The sequence below is a fragment of the Citrobacter sp. RHBSTW-00671 genome, from assembly GCF_014103415.1.
Taxonomy (GTDB): domain Bacteria; phylum Pseudomonadota; class Gammaproteobacteria; order Enterobacterales; family Enterobacteriaceae; genus Citrobacter.
The window spans coordinates 2,130,650-2,157,571 of sequence record NZ_JABXPR010000001.1 but is presented as its reverse complement, the minus strand read 5'-3'; the positions used below and the strand labels follow the sequence as shown (position 1 = coordinate 2,157,571).

Below are 26,922 nucleotides of genomic sequence, written 5' to 3'. Positions count from 1 at the left end.
GTACATCACTCGAAGTCGCCCTCAACAATCAGCGAATCATCTCCCCCTTCAGGGGTAAACTGGTTGTATTGCCACGGATTTTGATAGGTCTGCATCGACTTAAAGATCACCTGAGCCAGCTCATTTTGTGAGGCAGGGTCGCAGCACAGCAAGTACTCTGTTTCCGGCAACGGTGGCAATCCGTCCGCCGCGCCCAGTACGCGTAAATCCGGGCTCATCATTTCTACTGGACGGGCAGTCACGCCCAACCCCGCCTTCACCGCCGCACGCACAGCCGCTAATGTTGAAGCAACATAGGCCAGACGCCACGGGATCTGCGCAGCGTTCAGCGTTGCCAGCACCATATCGCGGAACGGACTCGGATCGTCCAGCAGCACCAGCGGCACCGGTTCACCTTTTTGTAAAATATACTCGGCCGCACAATACCAGTGCGTCGGTGAGGTACGCAGATTCAGACACTCAAAATCGCCTGGCCGGTTGGTTGTCACCACCAGATCAACGTCTTGTGACTTCAGCATATCCACCATGTAGGCGTTACGTTTCACTCTGACATCCAGCGCAAGCTTCGGATAAACCGAACTTATCCGGTTCAGCAGAAAAGGAAGGATGGTATCCGCTGACTCATCAGAAGCGCCAATAGTTAACACTCCCTGAAGATTGTTAAACATCAATGATGAGCATGCCTCATCATTAAAACGCAATATTTTTCTGGCGTAACCCAACAGCTGAATCCCATGCTCGGTCAGTAGTTTGTTACGTCCATGGCGCGCGAACAACTCTTTCCCCACTAGTTGTTCGAGGCGTTGCATTTGCTGACTCACCGCAGACTGAGTGCGACATACCGCAGCTGCCGCAGCCGCGAAGGTATTCAGATCGGCAACAGCAACGAAGGTTCTCAGCAGATCGAGGTCGAGGTTAATTATCGGACGATTTGCATTTATCATAATTTTTCACTTACTCGCGGGTCATACCGGGTTAATGCTGTGCATTCAGAAACAAACAACTCCATTTGTAATGGACCTCCCTCGCCGTTTCACCAAGTGTAACCGGGTGAAAATAAGGATGTATTTGCTTTAACAAACGAAACAATTCCTCTTCAGCGCTATTTAATACCCGTGGTACTCATCGGAATATAGCAACGAGAAAGAGTCACTTTTTAGCTATTGGATGATTCTGACTAATGGAAAACATGTAAACTTTGTAAATTTAAAAAATAGTTAACGAACACTAATTTACACATTAAAAACTAACTTTTCAGTATGTTAGAAACTCTCAACTAACATTAGAATTATCGCAAAACACAAGTTGCGTACCATTTCATGGGACTTATCTTAACCTAAAACCACTATATTTATAAGTGTTATCGCGAATTAATCGAAGCAAAAAGGTGTTAACTCAGACTAGTGGTTTTCGTATTATTAACGCGTTCAATAAATCCTGTTTAAATATTAAATAATAATTAATTAAGAATGCCACCATTCATTAATTATACTTAACAATAGATTCACACCGCGCCGTTGTCAGATCAGGCCGATAACAGTTTGTCAGGCTCAAACCTCAGTATTTTCGAATCGCGCAATACAGCAGATACTGCCGACCGCGCACCGCTTTGCACATCCCACTATTTTCAGCCAAACAAATCACCACATCCAAGTCGCCACCGCAAAATATATAACCATAAAATACAAAATATCAAGATTATAATTCTATATTAAATTCATTATTTAGTTATTACCAGTTAATTATAACCTCGCAACTTTCGAAATCTTCTACTAAAGACCCTTCAAAACTCACCGTCGGGGGAGTACATTGTTCTGTGCTGACTTCCACGGCAGGGAGTGGCATTCACAGCTAAAAAGGTCAAGATTCATGTCCCCCATTGAAAAATCCAGCAAATTAGAAAATGTCTGTTATGACATTCGTGGCCCGGTTCTGAAGGAAGCAAAGCGCCTGGAAGAAGAAGGCAATAAAGTTCTGAAACTCAACATCGGCAACCCTGCGCCATTCGGGTTTGAAGCACCAGATGAAATTCTGGTCGATGTGATACGCAACTTGCCTACCGCACAAGGGTATTGCGATTCAAAAGGTCTTTATTCAGCCCGCAAAGCGATCATGCAGCATTACCAGGCCCGCGGGATGCGCGATGTTACCGTGGAGGACATTTATATCGGTAACGGCGTTTCTGAATTAATCGTTCAGGCGATGCAGGCGTTGCTGAACAGTGGGGACGAAATGCTGGTTCCTGCACCTGATTACCCGCTGTGGACAGCGGCAGTATCGCTCTCTGGCGGTAATGCCGTGCACTACCTGTGTGATGAATCGTCAGACTGGTTCCCGGACCTTGATGATATTCGGGCAAAAATCACCCCGCGCACGCGTGGGATCGTCATCATCAACCCAAACAACCCTACCGGCGCCGTCTATTCCAAAGAGTTGCTGATGGAGATTGTTGAGATTGCTCGCCAGAACAACCTCATTATCTTTGCTGACGAGATTTATGACAAAATTCTCTATGATGATGCCGAGCATCACTCAATTGCGGCAATGGCCCCGGACCTGCTGACGATTACCTTCAACGGCCTGTCAAAAACTTACCGTGTTGCGGGGTTCCGCCAGGGCTGGATGGTACTGAACGGACCGAAGAAACATGCCAAAGGGTATATTGAAGGTCTTGAAATGCTGGCCTCAATGCGCCTGTGTGCCAACGTCCCGGCGCAACACGCCATTCAAACCGCGCTGGGTGGCTACCAGAGCATCAGCGAATTTATCATGCCAGGCGGACGTTTGTATGAACAGCGCAACCGGGCCTGGGAATTACTTAATGATATTCCGGGCGTTTCCTGTGTGAAACCGCGCGGCGCGCTGTATATGTTCCCGAAAATTGATGCCAAACGCTTCAATATTCATGATGACCAGAAAATGGTACTCGATTTCCTGCTGCAGGAAAAAGTCCTGCTGGTCCAGGGCACCGCATTCAACTGGCCGTGGCCGGATCACTTCCGTATCGTCACGCTACCGCGTATTGATGATATTGAAATGTCGCTGAGCAAGTTTGAGCGTTTCCTGTCCGGTTATCACCAGCTGTAATCATGCAAAGTGCTACCGGGTTTGCATCCGGTAGTACTCTCTGCGCAAAATACCGTTACTGAAGTCACAGAGTAAGGGTCGTTATGAAGCAGAGCCACTTTTTTGCCCACTTATCCCGTCTGAAGCTCATCAACCGCTGGCCGCTGATGCGTAACGTACGCACCGAAAACGTCTCCGAACATAGCCTGCAGGTCGCCATGGTCGCCCATGCACTGGCCGCGATTAAGAACCGGAAATTTGGTGGTCAGGTTAACGCAGAGCGCATCGCGCTACTGGCGATGTACCACGACGCTTCCGAAGTACTGACCGGCGACCTCCCTACCCCGGTAAAATACTTCAACTCACAAATTGCTCAGGAATATAAAGCCATTGAGAAAATTGCCCAGCAGAAGCTGGTCGATATGGTTCCGGATGAATTACGCGATATCTTTGCGCCATTAATTGATGAGCACGCCAGCAGCGATGAAGAGAGATCGATTGTGAAGCAGGCCGATGCCCTGTGCGCCTATCTGAAATGTCTGGAAGAGCTTTCGGCCGGTAACAACGAGTTTCTGCTGGCAAAAACACGGCTGGAAAAAACGCTGGAGTCACGGCGTAGTGAAGAGATGGACTATTTTTTAGCGGTCTTTGTCCCAAGCTTCCATCTGTCGCTGGATGAAATCAGTCAGGATTCACCGCTGTAAGTTTGCGGCGACGTTATGTCGGCCGGATAAGACGTTTACGTCGCCATCCGGCGCATAAAAATTAAAACGGGAACAGCATCGGGATCATCACCACACACACCGCCATCACGATCACCGTAAATGGCACCCCAATTTTCACAAAGTCGCTAAAGCTATAGTTACCCGGCCCCAATACCAGCGTGTTGACGGGTGATGAGACTGGCGTCATAAAGGCCGCGGATGCCGCCATTGCAATCACCATCGCAAAAGGATACGGCGAAACGCCCATCGACTTTGCCGCCGCCAGCGCAATCGGCGCCATCAGCACTGCTGTTGCGGTATTCGAGATAAATAAGCCAATGGTCGCACACAGGACAAACAGACAACCCAACATCATGTACGGGCCATATCCCCCACCGACGTCCATGAGTCCTTTTACCACCAGATCGACACCGCCGGTTTTTTGTAAAGCCAGCGCGAAAGGCATCATCCCGACGATCAAGATAATACTTGGCCAGTGGATAGCCTTATAGGCGCTCTCCGCATCAATACACCGGAATTTCCCCATTAGCAGGCAGGCGATAATGGCGGCCACCGTATTGGGGATTTCATCCGTCAGCATTAACGCAACCATCAGAACCAGGCAGAAAATCGCGTGCGGTGCCTGGCTGTGTGCCGGAGACGCTTCACTGACTTCAACCGGCATGTTCAACACCACAAAGTCGCGGCCTTTTTTCCCAAGCGCGGTGATAAGTTTCCAGTTACCCACGACCAGAATGATATCACCCATCAGCAACGGTTCATCCACCACCGCGCCGTCCATCGCCGTACCATCACGCTTCACCCCGACGACGTTCAGGCCGTAACGCGTACGAAACGCGATTTCCCGTACCGTTTTACCGATTAATTCTGATTCCGGGATCAACGAAATCTCAGCCATCCCCACATCGAGCGCCTGTTCGGAAAAATACTCGCCGCGCAACACCATCGGCTCCAGCAATTGTTCACTGCAGAATTCGCGCAGATCGACATCAGCGGCGGACATATCAATGAGCAAAACGTCGCGGGCACGGAACTCAGAGACCCCATTAACGTCCACAATCACGCGCCGAAAGCGACGCCAGCGCTCAACACCAATCACGTTCGCCCCGTAGCGCTCACGCAGCTTCAGGTCGTCAAGACGCTGGCCAATCATCGGCGAGCCGGGACGAATAGCCAGGCGGCGGGCGCGCCCCGTCAGACGATACTCTTTGATAAGATCGCGAAAGGTCCGGCGTTTCCAGCCATCCCCCTGCTGCCCGGCATCATCGCCCTTCAGCATAAAACGCATCAGCAGCATGTAAATGATGCCGAGCACCAGAACAACCAGCCCCAACGGAGTCACGCTGAAAAAACTGAAGCCGTTAAGTCCCTCGCGCAGTAACTCACTGTTGACGACCAGGTTCGGTGGTGTCGCCACCAGCGTCATCATGCCGCTGATAAGCCCCGCGAAGCTAAGCGGCATCATCAGGCGTGAGGGAGAGGTTTGCATGCGCATAGATACGCTTAAAACAACAGGAATAAAAATCGCGACTACGCCAGTGGAACTCATAAAGGCACCGAGCCCGGCGACGGTGATCATCAGCAAAACCAGCATTTTGACTTCACTACTGCCGGCCACCTTCACCAGCCAGGCCCCCATCACCGTTGCCACCCCGGTACGCACCAGGCCGTCCCCAATGATAAATAAGGCCGCAATCAAAATAACGTTAGGATCGCTAAAACCCGAAAAAGCCTCTGAAATGCTCAGTGTTCCACTCAGAACAAAGGCAATGATGACCAACAGAGCAACGGCATCCATACGCACTCTGCCAGTAGCAAACAAAACGACGGCAATCGCCAACAATGAGAGAACCCATATCAATTCACCGTTCACAACATATCCTTGTTAAATGAGAGGGATGGATTGAGTTTGCCATAAAAAAGCCCCAACAGTCTGGGGCTAAATCACGATCAGGTATTTCTTACCACAACCACATTTCCGTTGGGTTGCTTGGTCACGGAAATCTGTTCCAGGCTGGTCAACGAAAAGTCGACCTCATCCAGACGCGGCGTGTCTGACGGCGCGTTGACCGCGATCACATGACATCCGGCAGCCAGGCCAGAGAGCACCCCAGCGGGCGCATCTTCAACCACGGTACACTCCTGCGGTGCCAGACCTAGCAGTTGAGCGCCTAACAGATATGCATCGGGCTCGGGTTTGCCCCTTTTAACCCGCTCAGCAGTGACAAACACTTCAGGCGCGGGAAGACCAGCAACACGATGGCGTGCCCGTGCGACCGGCATTGACCCCGAGGTCACAATCGCCCAAGGGATACCCGCTTTATTCAGGTGATTGAGTAACTCAATCGCCCCTGGTTGCGCGGTGATTCCATCCGTTTCAGTCGCTTCGATATGCTCCAGACGGGTGAATTCCGCCGCGATCTCCGCGTCTGACTTGCCAGGCATAAAGTGCCGCAAGGAGGTAATTGCCTGCTTGCCGTGAATAAAACCGAGTACCTCGTCATGATTGAGACCAAAACGATCGGCCCAGTTACACCACGCACGTTCTACTGCGGGTAAGGAATCGACCAGTGTCCCATCCAGATCAAACAGAAAGCCTTTGCACTGCACGCTCGCCCCCTCAGGCATTAATGATTTGGTTAATTTCATTCGCGCTCAGGTGATACTGACGTGGGCAGGAGTGCCAGACATTCAGCATGCGCTGATATTTTTCCCACATTGGAGTCTGAGCGTTGAAGCCATGTGTACCGGCATCAAAATGGGTATAACGGCCTTCCACGTTCACCATAAAACGAACATACCCGAGGAAACGGGCTTCCGTTGCGGCATCAAAGCCAAGGAACGTCACGCGGCGTTCATCAATAGCCTGTGCATCTTTAAGGTTAGTCCAGGACACGTGTAATGCGTGATACATCTCCATAATATCGATAATCGTACGACAGGTTTCTTCCGTCAACTCACCAAACTCACGATCCAGCTCGCGCATCTGCAAGCCGTAACCGCGTTCAATAATCGTCTGTAAACGACGATAACGCTCGGCGTTGGTCGGATCGAGCATGGTCATCATTTTGTACTGGTTCGACAAAATAAGACGTTGAGCGTTGGTCATTTCCATTTGGGACTCCTGTATCACTACTACTGCGATGAAAAAAAAGAAGGCAACTTGTGCCTTCTTTTATATGCGTAATCAGGGGTCAATTACAAATCATCGAGGAAAGTTTTATCCAGTTGTTTGAAGGCGCGCTTAAGCGTGTCAGCCAGCGCCTGGTAATCCGGCTTCCCTTCAACCGGCGATAACGCCTGCCCGGCTTCTTGTAATTTTCCCCGAACTTCGTAGAACCAGTTGAGAATCGAAGGCGGCAGCGGCGTAACGGAACGTTTACCCAACCACCACATGCCCTGCATTGGCAGGCTCAGCGCAAACAGCGCCGTTGCCACAGCCGGCCCCAACTGACCACCTAACGCAATTTGCCAGCATAAGGTGAAGACGGCGATAGGCGGCATAAAACGGATCGCGTAACGCGTCATGCGGATCACGCGGTTCTCAACAAACACAGGCGCCAGGCGCTTTTCCATTGGCCACGTCTTTGCGTAGTGCTGTCCCCGGCGAAACAAGCTAAAAAAATTGACGGAGCGATTATCCGGTGTCGACATGGCGGTTACCTCAACTTCACATATAAAAATTAAAAAATTTGTGTAAAACAACAACTACAAAGGACATCGTTCAAAACATTTTGTCTTTGATACCCACATTCAGGTATCCTGTGCCGGCCTGTAAGGCCTTTAGTCCAAAATCATTGAGTCGTCAAATTGGCATACAGTATGCCATTGGCTGAAAAATACGCAAAATGGCATAGACTCAAAGGTATTTATTCCATCGTGCCCAAAAAGACCCTGGCGCATGATGTTAATCATAAACGTCGGTGTCATCATGCGCTACGCTCTATGACTCCCTGACGTTTTTTTAGCCACGTATCATAAATAGGTACTTCCATGTCGAGTAAGTTAGTACTGGTTCTGAACTGCGGTAGCTCCTCACTGAAATTTGCCATCATCGATGCAGTAAACGGTGAAGAATACCTCTCTGGTTTAGCCGAATGTTTCCATCTCCCAGAAGCACGTATCAAGTGGAAAATGGACGGCGGTAAACAAGAAGCGGCTTTAGGTGCAGGCGCCGCTCACAGTGAAGCGCTGAACTTTATCGTTAACACTATTCTGGCACAAAAACCAGAATTGTCCGCGCAATTGACTGCAATTGGTCACCGTATCGTACACGGCGGCGAGAAGTATACCAGCTCCGTGGTTATTGACGATTCCGTTATCCAGGGCATCAAAGATTCCGCCTCTTTCGCACCGCTGCACAACCCGGCTCACCTGATCGGTATCGCAGAAGCGCTGAAATCCTTCCCAAGCCTGAAAGACAAAAACGTGGCTGTGTTCGACACCGCGTTCCATCAGACTATGCCGGAAGAATCTTACCTCTACGCTCTGCCGTACAGCCTGTACAAAGAGCATGGCGTTCGTCGTTACGGCGCGCACGGTACCAGCCACTTCTTCGTGACTCAGGAAGCGGCAAAAATGCTGAACAAACCGGTTGATGAACTGAACATCATCACTTGCCACCTGGGCAACGGCGGTTCTGTTTCTGCAATCCGTAATGGTAAATGTGTTGATACCTCCATGGGTCTGACCCCGCTGGAAGGTCTGGTGATGGGTACGCGTTCCGGTGACATCGACCCGGCGATTATCTTCCACCTGCACGACACCCTGGGCATGAGCGTTGACCAGATCAACAAAATGCTGACCAAAGAGTCTGGCCTGCTGGGTCTGACCGAAGTCACCAGCGACTGCCGTTATGTTGAAGACAACTACACCACCAAAGAAGACGCTAAACGTGCAATGGACGTTTACTGCCACCGTCTGGCGAAATACATCGGTTCCTACACCGCGCTGATGGATGGTCGTCTGGATGCGGTTGTCTTCACCGGTGGCATTGGTGAAAACGCAGCGATGGTTCGTGAACTGTCTCTGGGCAAACTGGGCGTTCTGGGCTTCGAAGTTGACCACGAACGTAACCTGGCCGCACGTTTCGGCAAATCTGGTTTCATCAACAAAGAAGGTACCCGTCCTGCGGTGGTTATCCCAACCAACGAAGAACTGGTTATCGCGCAAGACGCGAGCCGTCTGACTGCCTGATTTCACACCGCCAGCCTAGCTGGCGGTGCTGTTTTGTAACCCGCCGTATATCGGCGGTAACGAAAGAGGATAAACCGTGTCCCGTATTATTATGCTGATCCCTACCGGAACCAGCGTCGGCCTGACCAGCGTCAGCCTTGGCGTGATCCGTGCTATGGAACGCAAAGGCGTTCGTCTGAGCGTCTTTAAGCCAATCGCTCAACCTCGTGCCGGTGGCGATGCGCCAGACCAGACTACCAGCATCGTGCGTGCTAACTCTTCTCTGCCAGCTGCTGAGCCGCTGAAGATGAGCCACGTTGAATCTCTGCTGTCCAGCAATCAGAAAGATGTGCTGATGGAAGAGATCATCGCGAACTACCACGCGAACACCAAAGACGCTGAAGTTGTACTGGTTGAAGGCCTGGTCCCAACCCGTAAACATCAGTTCGCCCAGTCTCTGAACTACGAAATCGCGAAAACGCTGAACGCGGAAATCGTCTTCGTGATGTCTCAGGGCACCGATACTCCGGAACAGCTGAACGAGCGTATTGAACTGACTCGCAGCAGCTTCGGCGGCGCGAAAAACACCAACATCACCGGCGTTATCGTTAACAAACTGAACGCACCGGTTGATGAGCAGGGCCGTACCCGCCCGGATCTGTCCGAGATTTTCGACGACTCTTCCAAAGCGAAAGTGATCAAAGTTGATCCGGCTAAACTGCAAGAATCCAGCCCGCTGCCAGTACTGGGCGCGGTGCCGTGGAGCTTCGATCTGATCGCTACTCGTGCAATCGATATGGCGCGTCACCTGAACGCTACTATCGTTAACGAAGGCGATATCAATACCCGCCGCGTGAAGTCTGTAACGTTCTGCGCACGCAGCATCCCGCACATGCTGGAACACTTCCGCGCAGGTTCCCTGCTGGTAACTTCCGCCGATCGTCCTGACGTGCTGGTTGCAGCATGCCTGGCGGCAATGAACGGCGTAGAAATCGGCGCCCTGCTGCTGACCGGCGGCTACGAAATGGACGCGCGCATCAACAAACTGTGCGAACGTGCATTCGAAACTGGCCTGCCAGTCTTCATGGTCAACACCAACACCTGGCAGACCTCTCTGAGCCTGCAGAGCTTCAACCTGGAAGTGCCGGTTGACGATCACGAGCGCATCGAGAAAGTTCAGGAATACGTTGCAAACTATATCAACGCTGACTGGATTGAATCCCTGACTGCGACCTCTGAGCGTAGCCGTCGTCTGTCTCCGCCAGCGTTCCGCTATCAGCTGACTGAACTGGCGCGTAAAGCCGGTAAACGTGTTGTTCTGCCAGAAGGCGACGAACCGCGTACCGTTAAAGCAGCGGCTATCTGTGCTGAACGCGGTATCGCAACCTGCGTACTGCTGGGTAACCCGGATGAGATCACCCGTGTTGCCGCGTCTCAGGGCGTTGAACTGGGTGCTGGCGTAGAAATCGTTGACCCGGATGTGGTTCGCGAAAGCTACGTTGCTCGCCTGGTCGAACTGCGTAAAAACAAAGGTATGACCGAAACCGTTGCCCGCGAACAGCTGGAAGACAACGTGGTTCTCGGTACTCTGATGCTGGAACAAGACGATGTTGACGGTCTGGTTTCCGGTGCCGTGCACACCACGGCAAACACCATTCGCCCACCGCTGCAGCTGATTAAAACTGCGCCGGGTAGCTCTCTGGTGTCTTCGGTGTTCTTCATGCTGCTGCCGGATCAGGTTTATGTTTACGGCGACTGCGCGATCAACCCGGATCCGACCGCAGAACAGCTGGCAGAAATCGCGATTCAGTCTGCTGATTCCGCGATTGCCTTCGGCATCGAACCACGCGTTGCAATGCTCTCCTACTCCACCGGTACCTCTGGTGCAGGTAGCGACGTAGAGAAAGTACGTGAAGCTACGCGTCTGGCGCAGGAAAAACGTCCTGACCTGATGATCGACGGTCCGCTGCAGTACGATGCGGCTGTTATGGCTGATGTAGCAAAATCCAAAGCGCCGAACTCTCCGGTTGCAGGTCGAGCTACCGTGTTCATCTTCCCGGATCTGAACACCGGTAACACCACCTACAAAGCGGTACAACGTTCTGCTGACCTGATCTCCATCGGGCCGATGCTGCAGGGTATGCGTAAGCCGGTGAACGACCTGTCTCGTGGCGCGCTGGTAGACGATATCGTCTACACCATCGCTCTGACCGCGATCCAGTCTTCCCAGCAGCAGTAATCTGCTGTGTACGCCGGATGGTGACCTGAACGCATCCGTTGCGACCGACATAGCGTGATTCTTGAAACCGGAAATAGCTGATATTTCCGGTTTTTTTATGCCTGTCCCGTTCATTAACAAATTCTGAAACATTTGCTTAGATGCGCTGCATCAATGAATAACTATTCTCCCGTTTGCATACTTAGCCTCTTTGCTTTGCAACAGGGATAGTCCTTTATGTCTGCAGTAACAGAATCACAACCCGCGAAAAAATGGGCCATGCCCGACACGCTGGTGATTATTTTTTTCGTCGCCATTTTAACCAGTCTGGCAACCTGGGTCGTTCCCGTCGGAATGTTCGACAGCCAGGAAGTGCAGTACCAGGTTGATGGACAAACCAAAACGCGTAAAGTGGTCGATCCCCACTCTTTTCGTATTCTGACCAACGATGCGGGTGAAGAGCAATATCACCGGGTTAAGTTCTTCACCACCGGCGATGAAAGCCCTGGTCTGATGAATTTTCCGTTTGAAGGGTTAACCTCCGGTTCAAAATTTGGCACCGCCGTTGGCATCATTATGTTTATGCTGGTGATTGGTGGTGCATTCGGTATCGTAATGCGCACAGGAACCATCGATAACGGCATCCTGGCGCTGATCCGTCATACCCGGGGTAATGAGGTCCTGTTTATCCCGGTACTGTTTATTCTCTTCTCGTTAGGCGGTGCCGTCTTTGGGATGGGGGAAGAAGCGGTCGCCTTCGCCATTATCATTGCACCGCTTATGGTGCGGTTAGGTTACGACAGTATCACCACCGTTCTGGTGACCTATATCGCCACCCAAATTGGCTTTGCCAGCTCATGGATGAACCCATTCTGTGTGGTTGTCGCACAGGGTATTGCGGGTGTCCCTGTACTCTCGGGTTCGGGTCTGCGCATCGTCGTGTGGGTTGTAGCGACGATGATCGGCCTGACGTTCACGCTGGCCTACGCGGCACGCATTAAGAAAAACCCTCTGCTGTCCCGGGTGCATGAATCGGACCGTTTCTTCCGTGAGCAGCAGGACGAGGTCGTCGAGCGACGTTTCACACTGGGTGACTGGCTGGTCCTGATCGTGTTGACCGCAGTGATGATTTGGGTGGTCTGGGGCGTTATCGTCAACGCGTGGTTCATTCCTGAAATTGCCAGTCAGTTTTTCACCATGGGGCTGGTGATTGGCATTATCGGTGTTGTTTTTCGACTCAACGGTATGACGGTCAATATCATGGCCTCCTCGTTTACTGAGGGTGCGCGAATGATGATCGCGCCTGCCCTGTTGGTCGGCTTTGCCAAGGGAATATTGCTGCTGGTTGGTAATGGCGAAGCGGGTGATGCCAGTGTGTTAAATACCCTACTGCACAGTATCGCCAGCGGTATCAGTGGCCTGGACAACGCGATTGCGGCCTGGTTTATGCTGCTTTTCCAGGCTGTGTTTAACTTCTTTGTCACGTCCGGATCGGGTCAGGCAGCACTGACTATGCCGCTACTGGCACCACTGGGCGATCTGGTAGGGGTCAACCGCCAGGTCACCGTGTTGGCCTTTCAGTTTGGTGACGGCTTCAGTCATATTATCTACCCAACCTCTGCATCGCTGATGGCGACATTAGGGGTGTGTCGGGTGGACTTCCGCAACTGGTTGAAAGTGGGCGCCACGCTGCTGGGTCTGCTGTTTATTATGTCCAGCGTAGTGGTCATTGGTGCGCAACTGATGGGCTACCATTAAACAACAAGGCCGGATAATGCGCATCAGCGGCTTATCCGGCCTGCAACGAGTCCCGATCCGTCATCCAGGATCGGCGGCGCTCAGTTTACTCAGCTTCTTCGTGTTTTTCGGCTTTCGCACTTTCATTCTTGGCATTGCGTGTCATCCACAGCGCCAGTGCTTTCAGTGAGTCCGGTGTAAATTCATCACAGCGCGCGGTAATTTCTTCCGGCGTCAGCCAGCACACTTCACTAATCTCTTCTTCCTGCAGCGCAAACGGTCCGTGAGACACGCAGCTAAACAGCCCGCCCCAGACGCGACAGTTCTGGTCTTCAAAATAAAACTGACCGTGCTCGGCAAATGGGACGCCGGCAATGCCCAATTCTTCTTCCGCTTCACGACGCGCGGAGTCCAGAAGCTGTTCATCAGCCTGCACAACTCCCCCCGCGGTAGCATCCAGCATACCGGGCATAAAGTCCTTTGTCTCAGTGCGACGTTGAACCAGAATTTTACCCATACCATCGTGTACAACGATATACGTTGCACGGTGGCGCAAGCATTGTGCCCGCATTTGTTCCCGGCTGGATTGTGCGATGACTTCATTGTCTTCATTCACAATATCCACCCATTCAGTACTTGCCAAACGACGCTGTTCCACCATCAGGAAACCTTCTTTTTTCTAGCGCTCTTACGGCGCGTTTACGTTTGTGGGGTAACTTACGGATTAATCTCGATCTGCGCAATAATACTTTGATCATTGAGTGCCATCACGCTGAGAACATTATCATCCAGAATCCCGTAGCTTGCCGTAAATCCCCCTTTCGGGATACTTACCGAACCTGGGTTAAACTGGTAGATATCCCCACGTCGCTCTGCCACCGGCAGATGCGTGTGCCCATAAACCAGCACATCGCCGGCGTTGAGCGGTGGTAAGTTATCCGGACCAAAAAGATGTCCGTGCGTCAGAAAGAGTCGCTGGCTGTCAGTCAGAATTTGCTGCCACGGCGCGGTTATTGGAAAATGCAGGAGCATCTGATCCACTTCGCTGTCGCAATTCCCACGCACCGCAATTATCCGCGACGCCTGCTCATTCAAACGCTCGGCGACCTGCGCTGGCGCGTAGCCCTCTGGCAGCGCATTACGCGGCCCATGGTTCAATACATCGCCCAGTATCACCAGCCATTGCGCACCGCTTTGGGCAAACCGTTCAAGTACGCATTCCGTAGCCGGCAACGAACCATGAATGTCCGATGCGAACATCAGTTTCATCACTCACCCCTCGTTGAAAAACACCTTTCAATGATACTGGATTACGCCCCTACTTTCAGCAGGAACGCTTCGCTGAAAGCGCGATAAAACGTTGTACCGAAGCGCGCTGCCACTGGAAGGTGGCATACTCCGCGAGCTGTTCTGGTACATCATCGCCATTCAGAACCAGTCGATTAAGCATTAGCGCTAAATCGCTGTCTGCAATACACCATTCACCAAACAAATTCTGCTTACCGTGCGCCAGTAAACTGCCCGCCGTAGCAAACAATTTTTCCGCACTGGCCCTGCCAGCTTCCGTCAACGGACCTTTCTTCACGCCACCAAAAACCACATCCGTCGAACGCTCTTCCCGGACAGGCATCAGATCGCTGCGGAGCCAGGCCTGAACCTGGCGGGCGCGAGCTCGTTTTTGTAGATCGTGCGGATAAATGCGCTCCCATTGCGGCGGCGCGAAACGCTCTTCCAGGAATTCGGCAATCGCCGAGGATTCACTCAGTTCAAAACCGTCAATGTCCAGAACCGGTACGCGCCGCGTCAGCGCATACCCTTGCCATGAAGGTTGCAAGTGTTCACCGCTATTGAGGTCAACGGTTTTCAGCGTAAAAGGCAGCCCTTTCTCTTGCAGAGCGACATAAACAGACAGCACATAAGGGGAGAAAAAGTTGGCATCTGACCACAGCGTAATTGCAGGTTTGCTCATAATGTCCTCTGACGTGTATTGGCTTGCTTTCAAAATATAGAGTCTTTCTCTCGCTGTCACTTGATGAAAACTCACGCACGTCAGCAGCTTCTATACTTGTAGTGACCCGGTTCATGACAAAACGGACGCTGAAAATGATCGACCTCTACTACACGCCATCGCCAAACGGGCACAAAATCACACTGTTTCTCGAAGAGGCACAGTTAAAATACCGGCTGATTCATGTAGATATCAGCAGAGGCAGCCAGTTCCGCCCTGACTTTTTGCTGATTTCACCAAATAATAAAATTCCGGCCATCATCGACTGCGCCCCGGAGGATGGTGGAAAACCCATTAGCCTGTTTGAGTCTGGTGAGATTTTACTCTACCTGGCGGAAAAGAGCGGTAAGCTACTCAGCGGTGAATTACGCGAGCGCCACACCACGCTGCAGTGGCTCTTCTGGCAGGTTAGCGGACTGGGGCCAATGCTGGGACAAAATCATCACTTCAGCCACTTCGCACCGCAAACTATCCCCTACGCTATTGAACGGTATCAGGTAGAAACCCAGCGACTGTACAACGTCATGAATAAACGTCTGGAAATATCACCCTGGCTGGGTGGCGATCATTACAGCATTGCCGACATTGCCTGCTGGCCGTGGATTAATCTCCACCAGCGCCAGCGTATCGACCTCGACAACTATCCGGCGGTCAATAACTGGTACGAACGAATCCGTACTCGTCCCGCAACAGAACGGGCGATGCAGCAAGCGCAGAGCGAGAAAAGTTAACGCGATTCGGTTCTCGTGTATCATGAAAAGGTTCATACATGGAGGAAACCTGCAATGTCACAACCTGACGCAATTATTCGTATAAAAAACCTTCGTCTGCGCACTTTTATCGGCATTAAAGAAGAGGAGATCCTGAACCGACAGGATATCGTCATCAATATTGCCATCCACTATCCCGCAGACAAAGCCCGGACCAGTGAAGATATCAACGACGCGCTGAATTATCGCACCATCACCAAGAGCATCATTTCGCACGTTGAGAGTAACCGCTTCTCATTGTTGGAAAAATTAACGCAAGATGTGCTCGATATCGCACGCGAACATCACTGGGTCACTTATGCTGAAGTGGAGATCGATAAACTTCACGCATTGCGTTACGCCGACTCCGTTTCCATGACATTGAGCTGGCAGCGCTAAACGTAACCCGGGAGGCGACATGCAGATTCTGATTACCGGCGGTACTGGCCTGATTGGACGTCATTTGATCCCCTGCCTGCTGGAACTGGGGCATCAGATTACCGTAGTGACACGTACTCCTGATAAGGCTCGTCAGATTCTGGACTCCCGGGTCACGCTATGGAAAGGGCTGGAAGAGCAGCAAAACCTCGATGGCATTGATGCTGTCATCAATCTTGCCGGAGAACCTATCGCTGACAAACGCTGGAGCGCTGAGCAAAAAGAGCGTTTGTGCCAGAGCCGCTGGGGGATTACGCAGAAACTGGTCGATTTAATCAAGGTCAGCGACACGCCGCCTGCCGTACTCATCTCCGGCTCCGCTACGGGATACTACGGCGATCTGGGTGAAGTCGTTGTGACGGAAGAAGAACCGCCACACAATGAATTCACCCATAAGTTGTGCGCCCGGTGGGAACAGATCGCCAGCGCTGCGCAAAGCGACAGAACGCGCGTATGTTTGCTGCGTACTGGCGTTGTATTGGCCTCTACGGGCGGGATCCTCGCTAAGATGGTCCCAGCGTTTCGCCTGGGGCTTGGCGGTCCTATCGGTAATGGGCGTCAATACCTGGCCTGGATCCATGTTGACGATATGGTCAACGGGATTATCTGGCTGCTGGACAACGATCTGCGCGGTCCCTTCAACATGGTTTCGCCATACCCGGTTCGCAATGAGCAGTTTGCCCATGCGCTGGGTCATGCCCTGAACCGCCCGGCGATCCTGCGCGTTCCGGCGGCCGCTATGCGGCTGCTGATGGGCGAATCCTCGGTGCTGGTCCTCGGGGGTCAGCGCGCGTTGCCCAAACGCCTGGAAGCGGCAGGTTTTGCGTTTCGTTGGTACGATTTGGAAGAAGCGCTGGCCGATGTCATCCGATAATGTCTGATATCCCTTCACTGTTGCCATTGTGGTGGTATGGTTAAAAAACCGGTTACTACAATGGCGACGTTATGGCGAAAATATCAACACCCCGACTTACCCTCTCTTTGTACCAACTCGCTGACTGGCCTTTTTTCCAGCGGCTACGAGAAAATCCTGACGTCATGCGTTTCATGGGGGATATCGCCCCAACCAAAGATACTCGCCTGCTCTTCGCCAGACGCCTTTCCGCTCGACATACCTTTGTTATCCGGGAGCACAACAACACGGCGCAACTGGGCGATATTGGCTTACAGATAAGCCATCTTTATCCTCAGGAAGCGGACATTGGCTACGCCATCACGCCGCGGGCGCAGGGAAAAGGTATTGCCAGCGAAGCCGTACGCGCCGTGTGCGATTATGCCTTTCAACAGGCTGGCGTAACGGCGATAAATGCCTATGTATTAGCCGGGAATACCGGGTCGATACGCATTCTGGAAAAAACAGGATTTCTACGCACTCAGGTGCTTGAAAAAGCCTATGAAGTGAACGGCATAGCGCATGACGACTGGGTTTATCGTCTGGAGTACGGCGCGTTAAAGCGATAGGCCCGGAAAGCATAGCGCCTCCGGGCAACTCAATTACTTCAGCGATCCTTTGAGGAACTGCTGCAAACGCGGACTTTGCGGATTACCGAATACCTGTTCCGGGTCGCCCTCTTCTTCAATTTTCCCCTGATGCAGGAAAATCACGTGCGTGGAGACATGACGGGCAAACCCCATTTCGTGGGTCACCACCACCATGGTTTTTCCCTCTTCGGCCAACTGCTGCATAATGCGCAACACTTCGCCCACCAGCTCTGGGTCTAGCGCCGACGTAGGTTCATCAAACAGCAATACTTCCGGTTCCATCGCCAGCGCGCGGGCAATGGAGACGCGCTGCTGCTGACCACCGGACAGATGCACCGGGTATTTCCCCTGTGCGCGCTCATCAATGCCCACTTTAGCCAGATACTTCACCGCACGTTCGCGGGCTTCCTGCTTGCTCAACCCCAGCACCTGGATCGGCGCTTCCATCACGTTTTCCAGCACCGTCATGTGGCTCCACAGGTTGAAGTGCTGAAAGACCATCGTCAGTCGCGTACGCAGCAGGCGCAGCTGATTTTTATCGGCAACCTTAAGCTGGCCGTCTTTGTCGCGCACCAGACCAATGTTCTGGCCACTGACGACAATCGACCCGGCGCTCGGTTTCTCGAGAAAGTTAATGCAGCGCAGGAAGGTACTTTTACCTGAACCTGACGAGCCAATAATACTGATAACATCACCTGCGTTGGCCTGCAGCGATACCCCTTTCAGCACTTCATGTTCGCCGTAGTGCTTATGTAAATCGATAACGTTTAATTTATTCTCAGGCATCGTGTTACTCGAACTATTTAGAGGATACATGCTGCAACCAGCGTTTTTCCGCTTTACGGAACAGACTGATCAGGACATACGAAATCATCAAATACAGTACAGCGGCAATACCGAATGCGGTAAATGGCTGGTAGGTTGCCGAGTTGATATCACGGGCGATTTTCAACAGATCAGGCACCGTTGCGGTAAACGCCAGCGCCGTGGAGTGCAGCATTAAAATCACTTCATTGCTGTAAGCCGGCAGCGCAATACGCAGCGCGGAAGGCAAGATAATGCAGCGGTACAGTTTGAAGGAAGAGAAACCGTAGGCGCGTGCGGCTTCAATCTCGCCATGGGGCACGGAACGGATAGCCCCGGCGAAGATCTCCGTCGTGTAGGCACAGGTATTCAGCGTCAGCGCAAGTACGGTACAGTTAAGCCCGCTGCGGAAAAACGCGTTGAGGAAATCCGTGCCTTTAACTATCTCCAGCGTATACATCCCGGAATAAAACACCAACAGCTGAACATACAACGGCGTTCCACGAAAAATATAGGTGAACAGCCAGATGGGAAACTGGATAAACTTATTACTGGAAACACGACCAATTGCCAAAAACAGCGCCAGAATCCCGCCCATCACCACTGACGAAATCAGAAGCCACAGGGTGATAGCAACGCCGGTGTAGCGATATCCGTCGGTCCACAGCAGGGACTTCCAGTATTCCTGAATAATCTCAATCACAGGTCAGCCCTCTTCACACCCACGGAATAGCGGCGCTCAAGGTACAGCAGCACGCCATTAGAAACAGTGGTAAACACCAGATAGATGACCCCGCACACTACGGCAAAATAGAACGGCTCCCAGGTACTCTTCCCGGCAAGCTGAGTGGCTTTCACTACGTCTTCAAGTCCAAGCAACGACACCAGCGCCGTGGCCTTCAGAATGACCTGCCAGTTGTTGCCAATTCCCGGTAAGGCATAGCGCATCATCGCCGGGAACATAATGCGGCGAAATATTTGTGAGCTGGTAAAACCGAATGCCGTCGCCGCTTCAATATGACCTTTCGGTACCGCCATAAACGCGCCACGGAAGGTTTCAGTAAAATAGGCTCCGTAGATAAACCCGAGCGTAATAATCCCTGCGACCATCGGATCGATATCAATCTGACTGATACCCACTGCATCGGTAATGGTATTCAGCGCGATTTGTAATCCGTAGAAAATGAGCAGCATTAAGACGAGATCGGGAACCCCGCGGATAAGCGTGGTGTACCCTTCGAATATAAGCGCCAGCGCCCGGCTTTGCGAAAGCTTCGCTGCCGCGCCAACAAGGCCTATCATGACCGCCAGCACTACCGAGCTGAGAGCCAGCTCCAGCGTAACAATCGCACCCTGTAAAATAACACCTGAAAAGCCATACAACATGCTGCCTGTCCTGTCGTGTGTGGTGGAGTAATAAGCCTCTTTTGATTTCAGACTAACCGTTAAATGCCGGATGGCGGCTTTGCCTTATCCGGCCTACAAAATCACCGTAGGCCTGATTAGCGCAGCGCCATCAGACATCAATTCAACGCGTCAAAAATCTACGGGCTTTATCAGCACCTGCGGTGATTAACCGCCGTAAACATCAAAATCGAAGTACTTTTTCGCCAGCTTCTCGTAAGTACCGTCAGCTCGCATTTCGGCAAAGGCTTTGTTCAGCGCTTCGCGCAGCTCGTTGTCGTCTTTGCGCAGTCCCATACCGGTACCCACACCGAACAACTTCTCATCTTTCACAGACGGGCCGCCGAATTTGTAATCTTTACCAACTGGCTGCTTCAGGAAGCCTTCGCTGGCTGCGACTTCATCCTGGAATGCGGCATCAATACGCCCGGCAGTCAGGTCAGAATAGATATTGTCTTGCCCCTGATAGGAGACAATTTCAATGCCTTTTGGCGCCCAGTGTTCGTTACCGAACGTTTCCTGAGTGGTGCCCTGCAGCACACCGACACGTTTACCTTTCAGCGACTCAATGGTCGGCTGAATAGCAGAATCTTTAGCAACCACCAGACGCGAATCTGCTGCATAAAGCTTGTCGGTAAAGGCAATCTCTTGCTGACGTTTTTCAGTAATGGAAAGCGACGACATGATGGCATCGATCTTCTTCGCTTTTAACGAAGGGATCAGCGCGTCCAGCGGGTTTTCCACAAAGGTACATTGTGTATTGATGCGCTTGCAGAGCTCTTTAGCCAGATCGATATCAAAACCGACCAATTCACCCTGCGCATTTTTCGATTCGAACGGTGCATAAGTAGGATCCGTACCGATACGAATTTTTTGCGGGATGGCTGCAAATGCTACGGTAGCACTGGAGAAAGCCAGAACCAGAGAAAGAGACAACACCAGTTTTTTCATAACTATCCTCAACAGACTGTCTTTTATAGGGGATCTTTACAGGACCAGGTGCAGTTATCGTGCCATTAATCAGGCCGACAAGGCAAAGCATTCTACCTTGTCAGCGGTATTTATTTGCATGAAAAGCGCTTAAGTATGCACTCATGCTTATTAAGTCAGCGACAAAAGCACCAAAACAGTGCACTGAATTTATTATGCACCGTAATGGTTACCCGCAATGGTGCAGTCAATTCCCCGCTTCGGCGTATTAATCGCCGTAGACATTGAAGTTAAAATACTTGCTCGCCATTTTGTCGTAGGTGCCGTCTTTGCGCAGTTCGCCCAGCGCTTTATCAAACGCCGCTTTCAGCTCGACATCGTCTTTGCGTAAGCCAATCCCGGTCCCGTCGCCAAAATATTTTTTATCTTTAACTGACGGACCGGCAAACGCGTAATCTTTACCTGCAGGTTGTTTCAGGAAACCTTCACTGGCTGCGACTTCGTCCTGCAACGCCGCGTCCAGACGGCCTGCCGTCAGGTCAGAATAGATAAGGTCCTGGTTCGCATAAGCCACCACGTCCACGCCTTTGCTGCGCCAGTTGTCATTGGCATAGGCTTCCTGTGTCGAACCTTGCAGGACGCCAACATGTTTACCCTTGAGGGAGTCCAGAGTCGGCTGAATTGGGGAGCCTTTCGCGGCGATCAGACGTGAATCTGCTGCGTAAAGTTTGTCTGAGAACGCAATTTCTTGCTGGCGTTTCTCGGTGATGGAAAGCGAAGAGATGATGGCATCAATTTTTTTCGCTTTCAGCGACGGGATCAGCGCATCAAAATCACTGGCAACCCAGGTACATTTGATCTGCATACGTTTACACATCTCATTTCCCAGATCGATATCAAAACCGACAAAATCGCCTTTGGCATCTTTAGAGGAAAAAGGAGCGTACGTTGTATCTGTACCAATACGAACTGTCTGCGGAAGTGCTGCGTAGCTGGCCGCGGTGGCGGAGAGTCCTACCAGCAAAGACAAAGCAAGAACCGTCTTCTTCATACATAACCCTCAAGTGGCGTAATTTTATTATGTTTTACGTTGTGTTGTGTGTTTGCAGACTTTTTCATGCAGGTCTTATGCCATTTTCGCATCGATGAGGATATTCGACGTTAAATATGTTAATAAAACGTTGCAATAATGTCCTGATTTTGAAGATAGCAGGTCTGACGGTTGAACCGCAGCGTTTCGTTGCGTTTTAACGAATTAAATGTTGAGGATATGATCGCGGTTACAAAATTGCCCTGAAACAGGGCAACGGATGTTTCTTTGCACGCTGATGGAACGGCTTACGCCCCTTGCCAGCGGGTGAACAGGTCCTGCGGAAGAGCGATATCAAACTGATCAAGCACACGATTAACCGTTTGATTAATCACATCATCAAGCGTCTGTGGCCGATGATAGAAGGCGGGAACGGGTGGCATAATCACCGCGCCAATTTCTGCCGCCTGAGTCATAAGACGCAAGTGCCCGAGATGCAGCGGAGTCTCACGTACACACAGCACCAGGGGACGGCGTTCTTTCAGCACCACATCTGCCGCACGGGTAAGCAGTCCATCGGTGTAGCTGTGAACGATGCCAGAAAGCGTTTTGATTGAACATGGCAGAATAACCATTCCGGCGGTCTGAAAAGAACCGGAGGAGATACTGGCGGCGATATCGCGCGTATCGTGCGTCACATTCGCCAGGGCCTGCACGTCGCGTACAGAGAGGTCCGTTTCCAGCGCCAGCGTCTGCCGCGCCGCCTGGCTCATCACCAAATGGGTTTCCACATCGGTAACGTCACGCAAAACCTGTAGCAGGCGCACACCGTAAATTGCCCCGCTTGCGCCAGAAATACCAATGATGAGTCGTTTCATGTTTAATCGCCCTTGCTTGCTCAGGGCCGACTTTGCAGGAATTTACGGTGAGTTGCAAGCAAGGGTGCAGGTTGCCCCTTGCTTGCGAGCAAACGTTAACCTTCGTTGTGCATCTCAAGATTTTCCGCTTCGTTCTGGCGCAATACCGCTTTGGCATCGTCATTACGCAAAGAGTCGAGGAAATCGAGATACTGCTGGTCAACATCTTTAGTGACATAGACGCCATTAAACACGGAGCATTCAAACTGCTGAATATCCGGGTTCTCAGCACGCACAGCGTCGATCAGATCGTTCAGATCCTGGAAGATGAGCCCATCCGCGCCAATGATTTGACGGATCTCGTCCACTTCACGACCATGAGCAATCAGCTCCGTCGCTGTTGGCATGTCAATGCCATAAACGTTCGGGAAGCGAATCTCCGGTGCGGCAGAGGCCAGATAAACCTTTTTCGCGCCAGCTTCACGCGCCATTTCGATAATCTGTTCTGAAGTCGTTCCACGCACGATGGAATCATCAACCAGCAGTACGTTTTTATCACGGAACTCAGCGCGGTTGGCATTCAGCTTACGGCGCACGGATTTACGACGCAGCTGCTGACCCGGCATGATAAAGGTACGCCCCACATAGCGGTTTTTCACAAACCCCTGACGATATGGCTTACCGAGGATACGGGCAATTTCCAGCGCGATATCACAAGAGGTTTCCGGAATGGGGATCACCACGTCGATATCCAGGTCTTCCCACTCACGGGCAATTTTTTCGCCAAGCTTTGTTCCCATATTCACGCGGGCGCTGTAAACGGAAATCTTGTCGATGAAGGAGTCAGGACGCGCGAAGTAAACATATTCAAACAGGCATGGGTTGCTGACCGGATTATCGGCACACTGGCGGGTAAACAACTGACCTTTTTCGGTAATATACACCGCTTCACCAGGAGCAACATCACGCAGGAATTCAAAGCCCAGCGTATCCAGCGCCACGCTCTCGGAAGCCACCATATATTCGGTACGACCATCGCCGATATCGCGTTTGCCCAGCACCAGCGGGCGGATACCGTTAGGATCGCGGAAGGCAACCATACCGTGACCGATAATCATCGCCACACAGGCATAGGCACCACGGATCTGACGGTTGGTCGCTGCAATCGCAGCAAAAATATTGTCGGCTTCCAGCGGATAATGGCGGAAGTTATCCAGCTCGCTAGCGAAAATATTCAGCAGAATTTCTGAATCTGAAGTGGTATTGATGTGACGGCGCTTTTCTTCGAACAGCTTTTTACGCAGCTCATGCGCGTTGGTCAGGTTGCCGTTGTGGGCAAGCGTGATGCCATACGGTGAGTTGACGTAAAAAGGTTGAGCTTCAGAGGCGCTGGAGCTGCCAGCCGTCGGGTAACGCACATGACCGATGCCCATATTGCCCTGCAAACGCTGCATATGGCGCGCTTCAAAAATATCGCTCACCATTCCGTTTGCTTTACGCAAACGGAAGCAGTTATTGGCATCAATGGTGATGATGCCTGCGGCATCCTGACCACGGTGCTGGAGCACCGTTAACGCGTCATAAATCGACTGGTTTACCGGCATAACACCGGCGATACCGACAATACCGCACATACGTCTTTTCCTCGTTCAGCAACGACCCAAAGTTTATACTTTGGGCAAGAAACTTGACGAGCTTTGCAGATAGTCAAAGAACCATCTGATGATGAAACTGAACTGCGGGATCAGCTGCGACTTACTCCAGTCTTCACTTTTCGACAGACCGGTAAACGTATCGAGAAAGAACAGTATGGCGGCGACGATCAGCGCCCCTCTCAGAGCACCGAAGCAGATCCCCAACACCCTGTCAGTACCCGACAGGCCTGTTTTCTCCACCAGCTGGCCTATCACAAAGTTAACGATAGCGCCGACGATAAGTGTCGCGATAAACAGTATCGCGATAGCAATCCCATTCCGAACCAGTTCGTCTTCAAAGCCCGTAAACCAGACAGACAGGTAAGTGTAGTAATGGCTGGCGACAAAGAAAGCACAACCCCAAGTCACCAACGATAATGCTTCACGTACAAAGCCACGGATCAGGCTAACCAGACAGGAAAAACCAATCACCGCGATAATGGCGTAATCAATCCAGACCATAAGTGTCCCACGATTTTACGCCCTGTCGTCCTGTTCGGGGCGCATTCTAACAGAAAAAGAAAACGTTTGCGTAGGGATTTCCTTTCCACGCGTAAATAAAAATGGCGCTGAAAAAATCTTCAACGCCATACGGTTTTATGCCTCTTCGGGCACTGCCGGATAGCGGTGTTAATACCGTATCCGGCCGACATGAGACAGCCCCTTAATTAGGGGTATACCCCATCACAACCCCACTCAGACCGGAGATTTTCTGCAGTTCTCCCAGCGAGTTTTTCAGCTTATCTCTGGACGCATCAGGCCCAACGAGAATTCGGGTTATTTTACCCTGTACCGGCGTTGACGGGGAAGTATATACCCGGAAGCCCGCACCACGTAACTTACCGACGATCTCATTGACCTTATCCGCATTTTTCAACGCACCGAGCTGTACAACGTAGGCTTTCCCGGTTGGTGCCGGCGCGTCTTCGACGACCGGTTTCGGTGCTGGTGCAGGAACGGGCGTCGGCGCCGGAGCAGCGGCAACAGGTTGCGGCTTCGGTTTTGGTTTTGGCGGCTCCACAGGCGCAGGGATAGGATCGAACTCTGCGTTGTTTGCTGCCGTCAGACGCGACGGGTCCAACGACGGCGCGGCCGCATCACCGGCACGCACCTCTTCTGCCGCACCTTCCGGCGGTTGCGTCGGCAGCGCCTGCGTCGCCGCAGGCATCATGTCCGGTTCATCGCGATCGCCAGGTTTTGGTACCAGCGGGATCGCCGCAAACTCATCCTGATAATGTTTTTTCTGCCCGTCGAGCAGCCCGGGAAGCACAATCACCCCAAGCGCGACCAGCACAATAGTGCCAACTAATCGATTCTGAAACTTACTCGCCACCGCTTCTCCCCACGTCTATTACTTCCATGACATGTGCGACAGTGTGAAACGATCCACACACCAACACGGTATCTTCTGGTTTTGCCGCGGCCAGGGCCGCAATCCATGCCTGAGCCACGCTGTCATAGGCTTCGCCATTACCCAAGTGCTCCAGCAGTTGTTCTGCCGTTGCGCCACGCGGGCCTTCCAGAGGCGCACAATACCAGTCGTCAACCACGCTTTTCAACCAGGCTAACGTACCGGCAATGTCTTTATCATGTAGCATACCGATAACCGCAAGTACGCGCCCACTTTTCACTAACTTTTTCAGACGTTCAGTCAAATATTCCGCCGCATGTGGATTATGAGCAACATCAAAAATCACCCGCGGTGACTCGCTCACAATCTGAAAGCGCCCCGGTAAAATAGCCTGCTCGATACCTTCACGAATCGCCTGCTCGCTGACGTTAAGTCCACTGGCGCGCAGTGCTGCCAGTGCGGTCGCGGCGTTAGGTTGCGGGACCTGCGGTAACGGCAGTTGTGTCAGCGTACCGTGGCTATCGGTGAATGACCAGTCGTTCTCCGTAACCGAATAGCGCCAGTCCACGCCACGGCGCTGCAGTATCGCCCCTGTCTCTTGCGCCACATCCGCGATGGTATAGGGCATTTCCGGTTCACCGACGATAGCCGGTTTATCTGCACGGAAGATCCCCGCCTTCTCGCGGCCAATGCTTTCGCGATCGGGTCCCAGCCAGTCAGTATGGTCAAGCGCAATGCTGGTGACCACCGCGACATCGGCATCGACGATATTGGTTGCGTCAAGACGGCCACCTAAACCCACTTCCAGAATCACCACATCAAGCTGCGCCTGTTTAAACAGCCACAATGCTGACAGCGTGCCGTATTCAAAGTAGGTCAGCGAAATATCGCCACGTGCGTCTTCAATCTCAGCAAACGAGGCGGTATGCGCGGATTCCGGCAGTTCACGCCCCTGCACGCGCACGCGTTCCGTGTAGCGCACCAGATGCGGCGAACTGTATACTCCGACCTTATAACCTGCTGCGGTCAGCACCGATTCCAGCGTACGGCAGGTCGTGCCTTTTCCGTTAGTTCCCGCCACCGTAAAGACAAATGGCGCAGGTTTCAACACGCCCAGTTTGCGCGCCACCAGGCTTACTCGTTCGAGGCCCAGATCGATGGTTTTACTGTGCAGGTTTTCCAGATAAGAAAGCCACGACGCCAGGGGCGACGTGGCTTGAGGAATAGGTTTATTGTCCATGATGCCTGTAGATT

The 26,922-nt window shown here is 52.0% G+C and carries 27 protein-coding genes; 9 read left to right on the top strand and 18 right to left on the bottom strand.

The genetic code is table 11. The features are described 5' to 3' along the window. Window positions 1-5 precede the first annotated feature (5 nt). Complete coding sequence (lrhA, locus tag HV261_RS10225; protein WP_005129482.1) at window positions 6-944, bottom strand: transcriptional regulator LrhA; 939 nt, start codon at window positions 942-944, stop codon at window positions 6-8. Window positions 945-1,869: 925 nt separating this feature from the next. Between lrhA and alaA the strand changes: the two genes are divergently transcribed. Continuing rightward, on the top strand, window positions 1,870-3,087 hold the full coding sequence (gene alaA / locus HV261_RS10220) for an alanine transaminase AlaA (protein WP_005129483.1): 1,218 nt from the start codon (window positions 1,870-1,872) through the stop codon (window positions 3,085-3,087). A gap of 83 nt (window positions 3,088-3,170) precedes the next feature. Beyond that, the gene (gene yfbR / locus HV261_RS10215; RefSeq protein WP_137384161.1) at window positions 3,171-3,770 is read left to right on the top strand and encodes a 5'-deoxynucleotidase; all 600 of its coding nucleotides are present in this window, start codon (window positions 3,171-3,173) and stop codon (window positions 3,768-3,770) included. A 61-nt stretch (window positions 3,771-3,831) separates the two neighbouring features. On the opposite strand, the gene HV261_RS10210 is transcribed toward yfbR, so the two are convergent. The 4 genes from HV261_RS10210 to yfbV form a co-directional block, all read right to left on the bottom strand. Continuing rightward, on the bottom strand, window positions 3,832-5,664 hold the full coding sequence (locus HV261_RS10210) for an SLC13 family permease (RefSeq protein ID WP_202038190.1): 1,833 nt from the start codon (window positions 5,662-5,664) through the stop codon (window positions 3,832-3,834). Window positions 5,665-5,741: 77 nt separating this feature from the next. Beyond that, window positions 5,742-6,419 carry a sugar phosphatase gene (locus HV261_RS10205; RefSeq protein ID WP_202039681.1) on the bottom strand — a complete coding sequence of 226 codons (678 nt, stop codon included), beginning with the start codon at window positions 6,417-6,419 and terminating at the stop codon, window positions 5,742-5,744. Then, a complete protein-coding gene (locus HV261_RS10200; protein WP_003028086.1) occupies window positions 6,412-6,906 on the bottom strand; it encodes a YfbU family protein in 495 nt (164 codons plus the stop codon). Before HV261_RS10200 ends, HV261_RS10205 begins: the two co-directional genes overlap by 8 nt. Before the next feature lie 83 nt (window positions 6,907-6,989). Further along, entirely contained in the window at window positions 6,990-7,445 is a 456-nt protein-coding gene (yfbV, locus tag HV261_RS10195; RefSeq protein ID WP_003028087.1) for a terminus macrodomain insulation protein YfbV, read from the bottom strand. 339 nt (window positions 7,446-7,784) lie between these two features. Between yfbV and ackA the strand changes: the two genes are divergently transcribed. From ackA to yfcC, 3 genes are all read left to right on the top strand, one after another. Then, a complete protein-coding gene (ackA, locus tag HV261_RS10190) occupies window positions 7,785-8,987 on the top strand; it encodes an acetate kinase (RefSeq protein ID WP_006683648.1) in 1,203 nt (400 codons plus the stop codon). 76 nt (window positions 8,988-9,063) lie between these two features. Beyond that, window positions 9,064-11,205 carry a phosphate acetyltransferase gene (gene pta / locus HV261_RS10185; protein WP_137384163.1) on the top strand — a complete coding sequence of 714 codons (2,142 nt, stop codon included), beginning with the start codon at window positions 9,064-9,066 and terminating at the stop codon, window positions 11,203-11,205. A gap of 216 nt (window positions 11,206-11,421) precedes the next feature. After that, on the top strand, window positions 11,422-12,942 hold the full coding sequence (gene yfcC, locus HV261_RS10180; protein WP_202038189.1) for a putative basic amino acid antiporter YfcC: 1,521 nt from the start codon (window positions 11,422-11,424) through the stop codon (window positions 12,940-12,942). Between the two features lie 85 nt (window positions 12,943-13,027). Here the strand turns inward: yfcC and yfcD are convergent, their stop codons facing one another. From yfcD to yfcF, 3 genes are read right to left on the bottom strand one after another with little or no spacing between them, the layout of a single operon-like run. Then, entirely contained in the window at window positions 13,028-13,582 is a 555-nt protein-coding gene (gene yfcD, locus HV261_RS10175; protein WP_048211064.1) for an NUDIX hydrolase YfcD, read from the bottom strand. A gap of 56 nt (window positions 13,583-13,638) precedes the next feature. After that, window positions 13,639-14,190: a phosphodiesterase gene (gene yfcE, locus HV261_RS10170; RefSeq protein ID WP_202038188.1), complete on the bottom strand. Its 552-nt coding sequence runs from the start codon at window positions 14,188-14,190 to the stop codon at window positions 13,639-13,641. A gap of 55 nt (window positions 14,191-14,245) precedes the next feature. After that, window positions 14,246-14,890 (bottom strand): glutathione transferase, encoded by a 645-nt coding sequence (gene yfcF / locus HV261_RS10165; RefSeq protein ID WP_137384167.1) that lies wholly within the window; start codon window positions 14,888-14,890, stop codon window positions 14,246-14,248. Window positions 14,891-15,024: 134 nt separating this feature from the next. On the opposite strand from yfcF, the gene yfcG reads away from it, so the two are divergent. The 4 genes from yfcG to HV261_RS10145 all read left to right on the top strand — a co-directional run bounded on the left by yfcG (window position 15,025) and on the right by HV261_RS10145 (window position 17,577). After that, the gene (yfcG, locus tag HV261_RS10160; RefSeq protein ID WP_048211061.1) at window positions 15,025-15,660 is read left to right on the top strand and encodes a GSH-dependent disulfide bond oxidoreductase; all 636 of its coding nucleotides are present in this window, start codon (window positions 15,025-15,027) and stop codon (window positions 15,658-15,660) included. A gap of 54 nt (window positions 15,661-15,714) precedes the next feature. Continuing rightward, window positions 15,715-16,077, top strand: a complete 363-nt coding sequence (gene folX, locus HV261_RS10155) for a dihydroneopterin triphosphate 2'-epimerase (RefSeq protein ID WP_005129505.1) — start codon at window positions 15,715-15,717, stop codon at window positions 16,075-16,077. 19 nt (window positions 16,078-16,096) lie between these two features. Then, window positions 16,097-16,990, top strand: a complete 894-nt coding sequence (locus HV261_RS10150; RefSeq protein WP_202038187.1) for a TIGR01777 family oxidoreductase — start codon at window positions 16,097-16,099, stop codon at window positions 16,988-16,990. Between the two features lie 71 nt (window positions 16,991-17,061). Next, entirely contained in the window at window positions 17,062-17,577 is a 516-nt protein-coding gene (locus tag HV261_RS10145) for a GNAT family N-acetyltransferase (RefSeq protein ID WP_202038186.1), read from the top strand. Between the two features lie 33 nt (window positions 17,578-17,610). Here HV261_RS10145 and hisP read toward each other — a convergent pair whose 3' ends face one another. The 10 genes from hisP to folC form a co-directional block, all read right to left on the bottom strand. Next, entirely contained in the window at window positions 17,611-18,384 is a 774-nt protein-coding gene (gene hisP, locus HV261_RS10140) for a histidine ABC transporter ATP-binding protein HisP (protein ID WP_202038185.1), read from the bottom strand. Window positions 18,385-18,397: 13 nt separating this feature from the next. Further along, window positions 18,398-19,105 carry a histidine ABC transporter permease HisM gene (gene hisM, locus HV261_RS10135; protein WP_137384171.1) on the bottom strand — a complete coding sequence of 236 codons (708 nt, stop codon included), beginning with the start codon at window positions 19,103-19,105 and terminating at the stop codon, window positions 18,398-18,400. Continuing rightward, window positions 19,102-19,788 (bottom strand): histidine ABC transporter permease HisQ, encoded by a 687-nt coding sequence (locus HV261_RS10130; RefSeq protein ID WP_137384172.1) that lies wholly within the window; start codon window positions 19,786-19,788, stop codon window positions 19,102-19,104. The genes hisM and HV261_RS10130 overlap by 4 nt, the downstream gene beginning before the upstream one ends. 186 nt (window positions 19,789-19,974) lie before the next feature. Beyond that, window positions 19,975-20,757 (bottom strand): histidine ABC transporter substrate-binding protein HisJ, encoded by a 783-nt coding sequence (gene hisJ, locus HV261_RS10125; RefSeq protein WP_202038184.1) that lies wholly within the window; start codon window positions 20,755-20,757, stop codon window positions 19,975-19,977. 247 nt (window positions 20,758-21,004) lie between these two features. Continuing rightward, on the bottom strand, window positions 21,005-21,787 hold the full coding sequence (gene argT / locus HV261_RS10120; protein WP_103770351.1) for a lysine/arginine/ornithine ABC transporter substrate-binding protein ArgT: 783 nt from the start codon (window positions 21,785-21,787) through the stop codon (window positions 21,005-21,007). A 287-nt stretch (window positions 21,788-22,074) separates the two neighbouring features. Beyond that, window positions 22,075-22,668: a UbiX family flavin prenyltransferase gene (locus HV261_RS10115; RefSeq protein ID WP_524536654.1), complete on the bottom strand. Its 594-nt coding sequence runs from the start codon at window positions 22,666-22,668 to the stop codon at window positions 22,075-22,077. A gap of 71 nt (window positions 22,669-22,739) precedes the next feature. Further along, a complete protein-coding gene (gene purF / locus HV261_RS10110; RefSeq protein ID WP_137384176.1) occupies window positions 22,740-24,257 on the bottom strand; it encodes an amidophosphoribosyltransferase in 1,518 nt (505 codons plus the stop codon). Between the two features lie 33 nt (window positions 24,258-24,290). Beyond that, complete coding sequence (gene cvpA / locus HV261_RS10105; protein WP_005129678.1) at window positions 24,291-24,779, bottom strand: colicin V production protein; 489 nt, start codon at window positions 24,777-24,779, stop codon at window positions 24,291-24,293. Window positions 24,780-24,981: 202 nt separating this feature from the next. Further along, window positions 24,982-25,650 carry a cell division protein DedD gene (gene dedD, locus HV261_RS10100; RefSeq protein WP_202038183.1) on the bottom strand — a complete coding sequence of 223 codons (669 nt, stop codon included), beginning with the start codon at window positions 25,648-25,650 and terminating at the stop codon, window positions 24,982-24,984. Beyond that, window positions 25,640-26,908: a bifunctional tetrahydrofolate synthase/dihydrofolate synthase gene (folC, locus tag HV261_RS10095; RefSeq protein ID WP_202038182.1), complete on the bottom strand. Its 1,269-nt coding sequence runs from the start codon at window positions 26,906-26,908 to the stop codon at window positions 25,640-25,642. Before folC ends, dedD begins: the two co-directional genes overlap by 11 nt. Between the last annotated feature and the right edge of the window lie 14 nt (window positions 26,909-26,922).